The organism is Alteromonas sp. KUL42 (genome assembly GCF_006538325.1).
GTDB lineage: Bacteria > Pseudomonadota > Gammaproteobacteria > Enterobacterales > Alteromonadaceae > Alteromonas.
On sequence record NZ_BJKK01000008.1, the window covers coordinates 137,608 to 150,134 of the forward strand.

At 45.2% G+C, this 12,527-nt stretch carries 10 protein-coding genes; 4 read left to right on the plus strand and 6 right to left on the minus strand.

Going from position 1 to position 12,527, the window contains the following annotated elements; genetic code table 11:
* Positions 1 to 27: 27 nt before the first annotated feature.
* The 3 genes from EYR97_RS12735 to EYR97_RS12745 all read right to left on the minus strand — a co-directional run bounded on the left by EYR97_RS12735 (position 28) and on the right by EYR97_RS12745 (position 6,382).
* Positions 28 to 2,208, minus strand: a complete 2,181-nt coding sequence (locus EYR97_RS12735; protein ID WP_131094174.1) for a CsiV family protein — start codon at positions 2,206 to 2,208, stop codon at positions 28 to 30.
* Between the two features lies 1 nt (position 2,209).
* Positions 2,210 to 5,713: a transcription-repair coupling factor gene (gene mfd / locus EYR97_RS12740; RefSeq protein ID WP_131094175.1), complete on the minus strand. Its 3,504-nt coding sequence runs from the start codon at positions 5,711 to 5,713 to the stop codon at positions 2,210 to 2,212.
* A gap of 69 nt (positions 5,714 to 5,782) precedes the next feature.
* Entirely contained in the window at positions 5,783 to 6,382 is a 600-nt protein-coding gene (locus EYR97_RS12745; protein WP_131094176.1) for a PilZ domain-containing protein, read from the minus strand.
* Positions 6,383 to 6,588: 206 nt separating this feature from the next.
* On the opposite strand from EYR97_RS12745, the gene EYR97_RS12750 reads away from it, so the two are divergent.
* Together EYR97_RS12750 and EYR97_RS12755 are read left to right on the plus strand one after the other, a co-directional pair.
* Positions 6,589 to 7,839 carry a lipoprotein-releasing ABC transporter permease subunit gene (locus EYR97_RS12750; RefSeq protein ID WP_131094177.1) on the plus strand — a complete coding sequence of 417 codons (1,251 nt, stop codon included), beginning with the start codon at positions 6,589 to 6,591 and terminating at the stop codon, positions 7,837 to 7,839.
* A gap of 77 nt (positions 7,840 to 7,916) precedes the next feature.
* The gene (locus EYR97_RS12755) at positions 7,917 to 8,480 is read left to right on the plus strand and encodes a phosphoribosyltransferase (protein WP_131094178.1); all 564 of its coding nucleotides are present in this window, start codon (positions 7,917 to 7,919) and stop codon (positions 8,478 to 8,480) included.
* 83 nt (positions 8,481 to 8,563) lie between these two features.
* Here EYR97_RS12755 and EYR97_RS12760 read toward each other — a convergent pair whose 3' ends face one another.
* Positions 8,564 to 9,214 (minus strand): energy-coupling factor ABC transporter permease, encoded by a 651-nt coding sequence (locus EYR97_RS12760; RefSeq protein ID WP_242635013.1) that lies wholly within the window; start codon positions 9,212 to 9,214, stop codon positions 8,564 to 8,566.
* 24 nt (positions 9,215 to 9,238) lie between these two features.
* The gene (xthA, locus tag EYR97_RS12765) at positions 9,239 to 10,048 is read right to left on the minus strand and encodes an exodeoxyribonuclease III (protein WP_131094179.1); all 810 of its coding nucleotides are present in this window, start codon (positions 10,046 to 10,048) and stop codon (positions 9,239 to 9,241) included.
* A gap of 201 nt (positions 10,049 to 10,249) precedes the next feature.
* Here xthA and EYR97_RS12770 point away from each other — a divergent pair, with 201 nt between their 5' ends.
* Together EYR97_RS12770 and EYR97_RS12775 are read left to right on the plus strand one after the other, a co-directional pair.
* On the plus strand, positions 10,250 to 10,672 hold the full coding sequence (locus EYR97_RS12770) for a DUF2750 domain-containing protein (protein ID WP_242635014.1): 423 nt from the start codon (positions 10,250 to 10,252) through the stop codon (positions 10,670 to 10,672).
* A gap of 57 nt (positions 10,673 to 10,729) precedes the next feature.
* Positions 10,730 to 11,122 (plus strand): SufE family protein, encoded by a 393-nt coding sequence (locus EYR97_RS12775; protein WP_131094180.1) that lies wholly within the window; start codon positions 10,730 to 10,732, stop codon positions 11,120 to 11,122.
* A 2-nt stretch (positions 11,123 to 11,124) separates the two neighbouring features.
* Here the strand turns inward: EYR97_RS12775 and EYR97_RS12780 are convergent, their stop codons facing one another.
* The gene (locus EYR97_RS12780; RefSeq protein WP_131094181.1) at positions 11,125 to 12,366 is read right to left on the minus strand and encodes a glycosyltransferase family 4 protein; all 1,242 of its coding nucleotides are present in this window, start codon (positions 12,364 to 12,366) and stop codon (positions 11,125 to 11,127) included.
* Between the last annotated feature and the right edge of the window lie 161 nt (positions 12,367 to 12,527).

Sequence of the window (12,527 nt, forward strand, 5' to 3'; positions counted from 1 at the left end):
ATATATACCCGTGAACAGCGTTTTACTTTATAAGTCGCTTGTTTCTTCGTCAGCTGGGCGATGATAGCGGCGAATTTGCACGATAAACCCAAACAGTGGATGGTCAAAGTAATGTAATTGGGTACTTATTACGCGGCGCTGCTCGGCAAGCGGGATAGAAGCCAGTTTGTACTCTACCGCTTGGGTAGATGCGCTGTCTTCAGCCGATGCCTCAGTAGCCGCTAACACAGCTTCAGACGTAGGTATAGGCGCGTCCTGAGAACTGTTATCGGCATTACTTATAGCTGCATCACCAAATGTACTGTTAGTAAAATACTCACTTGGTACGGGCTGGCGATAGAAGAGTTCGCTGTCTATGTGCAAATAAGGCACGCGGTTAATGTATTTGAGGAATACTTTCATCGACCCATCAATTTCCCAAATAGGCGGTACGCGACCACCAAGGGCATCGGCGTTAATCGCCTCTTCATCAGAAGAGCGTTTTTCCAATGGGTTAATGTCACTAAACGGGATAGCTTTAGGGTTGGTGATGCGACTATCTAGCTTCGCAAAAAAGTCAGGCTCGTTTTGTGCTGCTTGGTAATTCGAAGCTGCATCGTTGTTGTTTTGCGTGTTGTTACCTTCATTTGCTTCGTTGCTATCAACACTATAACCATCAACACTATTGCTATAGGTGATTTGGTTTGCACTGTCACTATCGCTCATTAAAGCATTGTCGCTCGATTTGCCATGAAGTGTCTGCGTCAGTTTATCTAATGCGTTTAAGCTATCTGCTGGTATGTGCTTCTCCAGCTCGCTCTCAATTTCACTTTCAGCTGGGCGCATGAATCCATCAATGTCGAATTCGCTCGCGTAATTTTTACCACCATACAAATGCACATTAAAGGCGTTGTCTTTGCCAAACAGCACTGGCTGACGCCATGCTACATGAAACATACGCTCAAGCTCGCGGCTACTGCGAATTTGCCTAGAAATAGAGGTGAGTGCGTGTTGATCGCTAGACAGTAAATGCGGGCTAGCGGCACGACGAAAATCAAAGCCTTCAATAATAATGGGTAATTGCTTGGGTATAGGTAAGCTATTGTCTACTGTGTCTTTTTGCCATACTGCGCCATTATTCGTGTAGGCTATGTTTAGCCACGGCTTAGGTTGTTCGCAATAGCTAAACGCTGGGACTGTGTAACGGTTGGTGTATTCTACTGCATTTTTGCTTATGCCTGCTTTTGCTTCTTCAGTTGTTAGTGCTGAAACTGCGTCTTCTGGCAATGCTTCTTTTTCTAGTAATGCTTCGTTTGGTGTGGGTGTGTTTGTAGTTGCTTCGTCTGATGACACCACTGAACTAGCTTGCTCAAAAAATACTTGCTCAAACGCTAGGCCAAAGAACGACAGCCAGTAAGAAGCAATGGTTTCATCCCTCGGTGGTGGTGTTTCTTCAACTTCAGGTTCAAGTTCAGATTCAGTTTCTTCACTAGCGGTACTTGCCTCGTTTGCGTCATTCGCACCGTTTTCGTTAACGGCAAACTCGACAAATTCACCCATGTCGTTAGTGCTTTGTGCATCGGTAAGCTCAAAGTCAGTGCTTTGCTGCACTAGTAATTCATCTTGCGATGGTTCTGTAGAAAAAGCGTCACTGCTTGTTTTTATACTTCTGTTCTGATCAATATCGCTGATTTGTTCAATGCTACCGTTTTGCTCAGCAGTGCTTTCCGTGCTTGCGAGCACCTCAGATTCATCATATTCAGCGTTATTCGTTGCTGCATAGTCGGATACGTTTTCGCTTTCGCCAAACGAGCTTTCACTAAAAGCAGCTTCTCCAAACGAGCCTGAACTTAACGCTGCGGTATCATCCAGTGCTTCAGGTTCAGGTAATGGGGGCAGTGATAAAAAGTCGACGTCGCTGTCGGGAATATGAATTTGATATTCTTCCGGAAAGTCGGGTGGGGCATTGCTGTCTACACCGCAGGTGGCAAGCCCTTGCTTAAGCCAGCTGATATCAGGGTAAATGGCGTTACTAATCACATCCACATCAGCTTGGTTAACTAATAACGATTCTGCCAGCGTGAATTGTTCTTCTAATTCGGTTAATGCTAGGTTTCGCTTAAACGCGATAACTTCCACATCAAACCACCAATCGTCATTGGCATTTGCATTATGCGAGGCAAGCACACTGAATAAAGCAAGTGATAAACACCCGCGAATGAACGTCATGTTACCGCGACTCCTTTGCAAAATCGGCAATGATATTACTAATAAACGCGATGCGCTCTTTAGCAGTTTCGGTTTTCTTCACCAAGCGCAGTTTCTGGCTTCCCTCGAATTTAAAGGTGGTTGGTTGTGTTTGCACCAACTGAATAATGAAGCCAGGGTCAACCTTGGTGGTTTCTTTAAATTCTATGGTACCGCCTTGGGCCGACAAGTCTACTTTCAATATACCGATTTCTTGTGCTTTTATCTTAATTTCAGCCACTTCAATTAAGTTTTTCGCCGCTTCGGGCAATAAGCCAAAGCGGTCGATACACTCAACTTGGAATTCATCAATATCGTCTTGTGTTGCACAGCTGGCTAAACGCTTATACAACGACAAACGGGTATTAACGTCGGCAATATAGTCTTCTGGCAGTAAGGCTGGAATACGCAGCTCTACTTCAGTATGGCCTGCGGTTGCATCGTCAAGTGATGGCTCTCTGCCTTCTTTAAGCGCATTCACTGCACGGTCTAGCATATCCATGTACAAGCTAAAGCCAATGCTGGCAATTTGGCCTGACTGGTCGTCGCCTAACAGTTCACCTGCGCCACGAATTTCCAAGTCGTGGGTGGCTAAAGCGAAACCCGCGCCTAAGTCTTCAAGTTGGGAAATGGCGTCTAAGCGTTTCACCGCGTCTTTGGTCATGCGTTTTGGATGAGGGGTAAGTAAATACGCATACGCTTGGTGGTGCGAACGTCCCACACGGCCACGCAATTGGTGTAGCTGGGCTAAACCTAGGTGATCGGCTCGGTCCATAATGATGGTATTGGCACTTGGTACGTCAATACCAGTTTCAATAATGGTGGTACACACCAATACGTTGTAACGCTGGTGGTAAAAATCGCTCATTACGCCTTCAAGCTCACGCTCGCGCATTTGTCCGTGCCCCACTGCAATACGCGCTTCGGGTACAATTTCGGCAATTTCTTCAGCGGTACGAGCAATGCTGTCTACTTCGTTATGTAGGAAATACACCTGACCACCACGCAATATTTCACGCATAATGGCTTCGCGAATAGTGGCGTTGTTGCGCTGCTGTACAAAGGTTTTAATTGACAGTCGGCGTGCTGGCGCGGTGGCAATAATCGACAAATCACGCATGCCCGACAGCGCCATATTTAGCGTACGAGGAATAGGGGTAGCCGTTAGGGTAAGAATATCTACATCGGCGCGAAGAGATTTTAGTTTCTCTTTTTGACGCACACCAAAACGGTGTTCTTCATCAATAATCACCAAACCCAAATCTTTGTATTTAATGTCGCTTGAAAGTAGTTTGTGTGTGCCCACTACAATATCTACTTTTCCTTCGCCAATGCGCTCTACCACCGATTTTTGCGCTTTACCACTTACAAAACGGCTCATTACTTCAATTTCAAATGGCCACGCGGCAAAGCGGTCTTTAAAGTTTTCATAGTGTTGTTGAGCAAGTAGCGTGGTTGGCACCAAAATAGCCACTTGCTTGCCCGCATTGGCGGCAAGAAACGCTGCGCGCATGGCTACTTCGGTTTTACCAAAACCTACGTCACCACACACCAGTCGGTCCATAGCCGACGGACTGCCCATATCGTGCATAACAGCGGCAATGGCTTGGGCTTGATCTGGGGTTTCTTCAAACGGAAAGCTGTCAGAAAACTTCTGGTAATCGTCCCAGTTAATCGGGTAGGCAAAACCGGGTTTTGCGGCACGGCGTGCGTATACATCAAGTAGCTCCGCTGCCACATCGCGTACTTTTTCTGCGGCTTTTTGTTTGGCTTTGCTCCACGCATCAGAACCCAATGCGTTAACCGGTGCGGTGTCTGCATCGCCACCAGTGTAGCGAGAAATTAAATGAAGTGAGGCAACTGGTACATATAGCTTCGATTGCTTGGCGTATTCAATACATAAGTATTCTGTTGTTACGCCACCGGCATCAAGGGTTTGCAGCCCTAAGTATCTGCCCACACCATGGTCTAAATGCACCACGGGTTGGCCGGTAGACAGTTCGGCCAAATTGCGAATAATTGCACTTTCATCTGTGGCATTGCGGTTATCGCGTAGGCGGCGCTGACTAACTTTATGGCCTAACAGCTCGGTTTCTGTAATAAACAGCAGTTCGCCTTCCTGGGTTTTCCAGCGAAAGCTATGCTCAACCATACCCACTGTAATGCCCACTTTGTGGTGGCTGGCAATAAAATCTGAAAAATGGTCGATAAGCGTAGGTTTAATACCCGCTTTATTGAGCAAGGTAAGCAAGCCTTCACGGCGGCCTTGGGTTTCGGCGCAAAATAGCACTTTTGCCCCTTTGTTCGTTGCATCGTTAACCGTGTTAATGAGGCGTTCAGCGGGCACCTTTTTCTGCGAGTTAATGGCAATGTCGTCAAGCTTTTCGCATTGAAGGTTTACCGAGCCAGACTTTTCTTCAATAACCTTGCTGGTTAATGACGCTCTTGGCCATTGTTTAATAGCGCCGAACAATTCATTAATGGGCAAATACAAATCGCTAGGGGCCAGTAATGGGCGCGCTAAATTATAACGATATTGCTCGTAGCGTTCTTGCACGTCTGCCCAGAAAAATTCGCTGGCATCTTGAACATCACCGTGCAGCAATAACACACTCTTGGGGTGTAAATAGTCGAACAGGGTGGCGGTTTTTTCAAAGAAAAGGGGCAGGTAATATTCCACACCACTTGGCATGGTGCCTTTACTTACCTGAGAAAACACACTTTCAGAGGCGTTGTTAGCGTCAAACTTCTCTAGAAACTTCTGCCTGAACAAAGAAATGGCTTCTTTGTCAGTGGGGAATTCTCTTGCTGGCAATAAGCGAATTTCGTTTACTGCGTCGCCGGAGCGCTGTGTTTCAGTATCGAAATGACGAATAGAGTCTATTTCGTCATCGAATAGGTCAATGCGAAATGGGTGGTCGCTACCCATTGGAAACAAGTCGATAATACTGCCGCGAACAGAAAACTCGCTGTGGCTCATAACTTGGCTCACGTGTAAATAGCCGGCCTGTTCTAAATTGCGCCTGAATTGGTCTCTGTCGAGGGTGTCACCCTTATTCAGCATTAACAAATACTTAGCAAGGTAATCAGTAGGCGCTAAGCGTTGCATTAAGGTGTTAATGGGCACAATAAATATGCCGTCAACTTGCTGCGTAAAACGAAATAGGGTTTCTAAACGTTGTGAAACAATATCTTGATGAGGAGAAAATGCATCGTAAGGCAGCGTTTCCCAATCGGGAAACAACGTAATGGTTGGCGCGTTTTGTTGATCGTCACTTTTTAGAAAGAACGCGATTTCTTTTTCAAGCTTTAGCGCTGATGGCGTATCTGCCGTAATTAATACAATGGGACCTTTATACTGATTAAGCGCCTGGCTTATACATAGTGCAGCACTGCTGCCTTGTAGTTGCCCCCATTGCTTGTGATCTTGTACTGATGCGTCTTTCTTCTGCGCTGGCAGTGGCAGCGATAATAAAGTGGCTGTCATGACTTCCTAGTTTCGTTAATTACTTACAATACGCGTTTGAACGGCAATATATACTGGGTGAGCTACCCATTAGGATCGAGTTCTTTTTTCTTTTGCCCGTTTTCGTAGTTGTTGCGTTTGAATATGTAAACTGGCGCGAACCAACAATTCCTGATCTTGCTCTCGAATGGTATTAAAAATAAAGGCGATATGGTAACTATCTTCTGCTTGCTCGCAAGTAATAACTTCACCGAAGCAAAAAATCGCTGCGGCTTCTTCGTTTAAAAATAATTTAAGCTCAGCGTGAGAACCTACCTCTAGCGGGGTGTCTGATTCAATAACTACACCGCCGCCACCAAATTTAACCGTGTGAAAGCGATGTTTAGGCTCGTCTTGTTGATGCAGTACAAACGACATCATCAAGTCTATTTTGCGCGCTTGATGGTTTAAGTAGTCGGCTAACGATTCGGCGTGGTCACTAAGGTTTCTAAGGGGGCGAATGGCTTGTGCTTCTATACTCGCCATCTCGCTAGCTATGCGAAACGCATAGGGCATGCGTTCTTCAATTTCATCTTCATCGGGAATGTTTTCGTCGTCCTCAAGAGGGCGCACGTTCACATTCATGCGATAGGCAATTGAAAAATACTCATCGAATTGGGCTTTTTTTTGCTCTAGGCTTGGTTCGCTCACTTCATTCCTCTGCCACTAATTCTTGTACAGCCAGTAGCTTACACGTAGTATAGCCACTTTACTATTTTGGGTTAACGCCCAGTTCTCACTTTAGTGATCTTGCTTGTTACTCGTTGATGAACGCCTGTGCACGCCAAAGAGCAACCAGTCTTGTTATCATAGTTAATTGTGAGACAGATTACCGCATTTAAGTAAAACAAGGGCTTATGTTTTCTTCATTTTCGCTTCCAGCCTTTATTGCGTTTCGTTATGCCAAGTCGGGTAGCGTAAAGCAAACCAGTTTTGTGTCGTTCATCAACCGCTTTTCAGTGGCTGGTATTGCATTGGGTTTAATGGCCTTAATTATTGTGGTGTCGGTAATGAATGGGCTAGAAGGGCAGCTTAAACAGCGTATATTGGGTATTGTTCCGCATATTGAGCTAGCCCCGCAGGGAACAACAGCCCTGAAGGATGAAGCAGCCCAAAAAGCACCGATTTCGTCTATTCCCGGCGTTATTGCCGTAATGCCATTTCGTCAAACCGAAACAGTGGTACAAAGTCGCTCTGACTTGCGCGGCGTGCAATTGCACGGGGTTGACCCATCCGTAATGCAAGCTCATACCTTGGTGGCGCAAAATATGGAGCAGGGCGGTTTTAACTACCTTAGTGAAGGTCAGTTCAACGTAATAATAGGTCGTGCTCTTGCGACTAAGTTGAATACCCGAGTAGGCGATAGATTGCGTGTAATGGTGGCGGGAGCCAGTGTTTACACGCCTTTTGGGCGTATGCCTTCGCAACGGCTAGTAACCGTTGCAGGTGTGTTCGATTTAGGCTCGCAAATGGACGATAAGGTCATGTACATGCACCTTGCCGATGTAAACCGCTTATTGCGCGACCCCAAAGGTAGCGGGCAAGCACAGCGCTTATTTTTAGACGATGCGTTCAACTATTTGGCTGTGGTGCAACAGCTCACTTCACAATTCTCTATTCCCGCAGAGCAAATAAAAACATGGCGCGAGCGTCAAGGGCCGTTGTTCGATGCGGTTAAAATGGAAAAGAACATGATGATGTTGATGTTGCTGCTTATTATTGCCGTAGCAGCATTTAATATTGTATCTGCCTTGGTGATGGTGGTAACTGAAAAGCAAGGTGACATTGCCGTATTGCTAACCCAAGGTATGCGACCCAATGCTGTAATGTGGATTTTTGTGTTAAATGGCCTTTTTAATGGCATTAAAGGGTGTGGTATAGGGTTAGTGCTAGGCGTAATTATTACGTTGCAATTGAACAATATTTTGGCGTTGATGGGCTCTCCGCTGTCGTTAGCGGCAGATGGAAGTGGCCTGCCAATTGAGATGGATCCTGTCCAAATAGTCAGTATCACTTTGGGTTCATTGCTGTTATGTGTGCTCGCAAGCCTATATCCTGCGCGTAAGGCAATGAAAATACAGCCATCTCAGGCCCTGCAAAATGAATAATTCACCGAATTAGCCGTGCAAATTTGTGTAAAATTCACTATACTCGCGGTCTTTTAAAATATGCCCAGTGAGACGTCATGAACAAGAATTTTATCACTTCGCAATCGCTTTTACAGGATTCCTTTCGCTTAGCGTCAAAGGTATATGAAGACGGTTTCCGCCCAGACTTTATTATTGGTATTTGGCGTGGTGGTGCACCTATCGGTATTGCGGTTCAAGAATATTTTGAGTTCAAGAACACGTCTACAGATCATATTGCTGTGCGCACGTCCTCTTACTACGGTATCAATAAACAGTCTAAAGAAATTCGCGTACACGGTTTACATTACCTTGTAGAAAACGCTAATGCTGACGACAAACTTCTGATTGTTGATGATGTTTTCGATTCAGGTCGCAGTGTTGATGCGCTAATCAAGCAAATTAACAAGCTTATGCGTTTGAATATGCCAAAAGACATTCGCATTGCATGCCCGTGGTACAAGCCGCAAAACAACACAACAGACATCGTGCCTGATTACTACGTAAACGAAAGTGATGAGTGGTTAGTGTTCCCTCATGAAATTGCTGGTTTATCGGAAGAAGAAATTCGCGAGGGCAAAAGCGAATTAGCTGACGTTATGGATATTTTATTCCAGAAATAATCGCCAGCGCGCTACACCTAGTTAGCAAGCACAAAAAACCGCATTTTTAATGCGGTTTTTTTATGTCGCTATGTTTTACATTGCTATTTGTCATCTTTTTCCAAATAGAACTTATCGTGAAATGTGTAAACCCAACTGGGTTGGTATATCACTAACAAAGTGATAGCCATGCCGTTTAATAAGGCTTCTGGAAAGACAAGCAGCGGAATAAGCAAAATATAGTTGTCAAAAATAACATCCCAGGTGTACATGTCTTGTGTGTAATAAAACATGCCCATGGCGACGGTTTTCAGCGCAATAGACAGCGCTGCCGGAAAGAACGCACACACGAAAATGTACACAAATAGCTGCCTTGGAATACGATGAAACGATAAGGTGTAAAACAGGTATGTCACCCCAATGGGTAGTATGTTACCCAGTAGGCCGTTAACCCCAACGCTTTCCCACGCATTAAACCCCACCACCGTTGTGCCTAATAAGGCGAGGGTGGAAGCTAATACCGCGTAGCGAAAGCCAAGTAGCAGTGTAAGAACAGAAAGGCCCAGAAAGTGAACATCTAAGCCTTCGAAAATACCAGCGCGAAACAGCCACAACACAAACAGCGACGCAGCGCTGCCAAATACCAAGTGTTGTCGATGCTTATTGTGAATAAACTGAGCGAGGTCGGCCTGTTTCAGTGAAATGAAAACAATAATGCCATACAGTGCCATGGCGCCGATGTGTAACTCGCTCACGATAACTCCTCACATGTTTAAATGTTACGCTTTGTATTCAGCCCAAATAGGGGCATGATCAGACGGCTTCTCAATACCACGTAATACGTAATCAATTCCGGCATCGGTCAATTTTTTATGCAAAGTTTTGGTGGCCAGTATCAAGTCGATACGCAGCCCACGGTTGTCATCAAAGCCTTTCGAGCGATAGTCGAACCACGAAAATTTGTCGTCTGCTGTTGGATTTAACGTACGGAAACTGTCTTCAAAACCCCAATCAATTAATGCATTTAGCCATTCTCTTTCTTCTGGTAAGAAGCTACATTTTCCTGTTCTTAACCAGCGTTTGCGGTTGTCTTCACCAATGCCAATATCTAAGTCGGTATGCGAGATATTCACGTCGCCCATTACAATAACTTGCTCGTCAGGCGACAGGTTGTCGTTAAGGTAATACATTAAATCTTGATAGAACTTACGCTTTGCTGGGTATTTGGTTTCGTGTTTTTCGTTTTCACCTTGTGGAAAGTACCCGTTGAGTATGGTGACTGCCTTTCCACTGTCATCAGTGGTTCTCAGGATGATCATACGTCGTTGCGCATCTTCTTCGTCGGTCGGGAATCCCATTGACACCCACTCAGGCTCTTTTTTCGCTAAAAAGGCCACACCATAATGGCTCTTTTGGCCATGAAAATAAACGTGGTAACCCATGGCTTCTACTGCTTCAACGGGAAACTGTTCGTTGTGAACTTTAATTTCTTGAAGGCCGATGATGTCTGGCTGGTGAGCGTCAATAAGCGCTTGTAGTTGGTGAAGGCGCGCGCGAATACCATTGATATTAAATGAGATTACTTTCATGTCGGTTATTTATCAGTACTAATTTGCGCGTAAGTCTACCAGATTGTGGAATAACTGTTTACCACCTTAATGCGTGTTCTTTTACTAGAGCCTGTTGAATATGGATGGCGAACCATCAAGGTTACACTGCAAAGCGTGATACACATTGGAAGGGGATATTTTTGTTTATCTGGATTGCACCTGTGATTGGGGCGAGTATACTTGCCGCAAATTGATTTAAGAGAAATTCCTGTGTTTCCAGAAACAGTGTCTGAAAAATTAAATGACGTGGTTATTGACCAAGCCATGAAGCTATCAGCTGAAGAGCGTCAAGAGTTAGTGGTAAGCTACGTGAGCAAAGCCAAAGCCATTTGGTTAGTACAAGGCAGCGAAGGTTTCGTCATGTTTGAAGATGGCGACAACGTGCAGTTACCGGTATTTCCACACCGTGATTTAGCAAACCGCTTTATTGAAATTAATGGTGTTGAAGGACAGAGTGTTAGCATTAGCCTTGACGAGCTCACGCAAACTTGGTTGCCAGGTCTACAGAAAAACGGCGTAGAGTTGGTGATGTTTCCAACCCAAAGTGATGTTGAAAATCTGGTTATGACAGCTGAAGACCTAGCTGCAGAACTTGCGCAGTAACGTTAGCTTAAATTTAGTAGCCTTTTTTTAGCCACAGCCTAAAGCGTTATAATTGCAATGACAAAAGAAATCACACTTCTACCATTGGCCCAATCACTTGCTAATTCAGCGGGTTGGGACGGGTTCACCCGCACGCTAATGCTGGCAGGTAAGGGGCTAGACGGCCTACCTGAAGCTGCCCGTACACAAGATGCCGCAGTGGAAGGATGTGAGAGCCCTGTGTGGGTGGCCTATAGCGAAGAAAGCCATTGCATAAAAGCGTATTCGCCAAGTAAAGTTATTCGCGGTGTATTGGCGGTGTTATTGGAAAAAGCCAATAGTTTACCGCCACTTGCTCGTACAACGTTCGATTTTGAAGAATATCTACAGCAATGCCAGTTAGAGCGCTATTTAAGCCAATCGCGCGGTAACGGCATCCGCTTCGTCATTCAAAAGCTTAAAGCAATATAAGCCTAGAGTCTGTTCTTCGCTTCAATCCACTGGCTCATGTATTTGCTGGCATTAAGTGTTTGATGCCACAACATAGCTTGTAGAAAGTGCTTTTTTCTGTGCTTGTCGATGTTATTCGCAGTTGTCACTAACTTTTCAGTAAGGGCGTTTACGCTATATTGCTCCCGATATTGTTGTAATACTGTGTGGCAACGGGCGCTAGCCGCTTCCCATGTATGCTCGTTGGTATACAAGTTCACTGCATTACTTACGTAGTCTTCAATGTTGCTGGGGTCTGTAAGAACGGCAGAGCAGACAGTGCCAGGCCATGCATTGTGTTCATGCACGATCCCTTCTGCGCCAACCCATGTGGTAATTGAAGGTGTACCACAGCGCATGGCATCAAGCACTTTACCTTTTATACCCGCGCCAAAACGAATAGGCGCAAGCAATACGCGCGCGTTCATCATTACTTCTTTGGCACTTTCTGCCCAGCCTTTGACCAAAAAGCCTTGTTTGGCGTTGTGCAGTTGCGTTGCTTTTTTAGGCGGATAGGCACCGTAAATATGCAGTTCTGCTTGGGGCAACTTGGCCCGAATGGCATGCCAGATATGTTGCTTCAGCTGCAAAACAGCATCCCAATTGGGAGCGTGGCGGAAATTGCCAATATGCACAAAGTGAGCGCGTTCAGCGTAACTCGGTGTTACTGCTTCCTGCTGTTCAACGCATAGTGGATGATAATGAAGTTGAGATTTCGGTACGCGGTAATGTTGCTGTAACAAATCCATTTCATATTGAGAGATAATTAAGGTGATGTCACAGCGCAAGATAGCGGCAATTTCGCGTTGAGCAAGCTCGGTATGTAAATCAACGTGCAAAGCACAACCTTTACTTTTCACTGCCTCATGACGTGCTTGGCGTAAGCTGTGTAAGTCTTCGGTATTTAACAACCGTAGTGCTTTCGGGCAGCTTTCTTTTACACGCCAAGAGAACTGTTCTTCGGTCATGTAGCGGTCGAAAATCACGACATCGGGCTGCAAGGCAGCGATTGTTTGGTTAAAGCTGCTGCAATTAATTGAAATGGTATGAGATTCAACACCCAGTGTGTCTAAGTCTGCTTTATGCTCACTGTCTGTGGCAGGGGTGTAAAACGTAACACGAAAGCCAGCTTCCAAACACGATTTGATGATTGACAGCATGTTCTGACCAGCGGCAGAAGAATTAGGCTCAGGCCAGACATAGCCAATGATAGCGATATTTAACATGGTTTAAGGTAGTGGCTTACTGTTGATACGAGTAGATGTATAAAACGGTATATTAACACAGTTTTTGTGCACTATTTTTAATTGGTTTTTTGCCTTAGTAAAACTAATGCGAAAAATGCCTTACCCTGATATTTATTTAGTAATGAATATTCTGGTATGGA

Coding starts and splice junctions, on each gene's coding strand:
- EYR97_RS12735 (WP_131094174.1), bottom strand. CDS start 2,208: ATGACGTTCATTCGCGGGTGTTTATCACTTGCTTTATTCAGTGTGCTT.
- mfd (WP_131094175.1), bottom strand. CDS start 5,713: ATGACAGCCACTTTATTATCGCTGCCACTGCCAGCGCAGAAGAAAGAC.
- EYR97_RS12750 (WP_131094177.1), top strand. CDS start 6,589: ATGTTTTCTTCATTTTCGCTTCCAGCCTTTATTGCGTTTCGTTATGCC.
- EYR97_RS12755 (WP_131094178.1), top strand. CDS start 7,917: ATGAACAAGAATTTTATCACTTCGCAATCGCTTTTACAGGATTCCTTT.
- xthA (WP_131094179.1), bottom strand. CDS start 10,048: ATGAAAGTAATCTCATTTAATATCAATGGTATTCGCGCGCGCCTTCAC.
- EYR97_RS12775 (WP_131094180.1), top strand. CDS start 10,730: ATGACAAAAGAAATCACACTTCTACCATTGGCCCAATCACTTGCTAAT.
- EYR97_RS12780 (WP_131094181.1), bottom strand. CDS start 12,366: ATGTTAAATATCGCTATCATTGGCTATGTCTGGCCTGAGCCTAATTCT.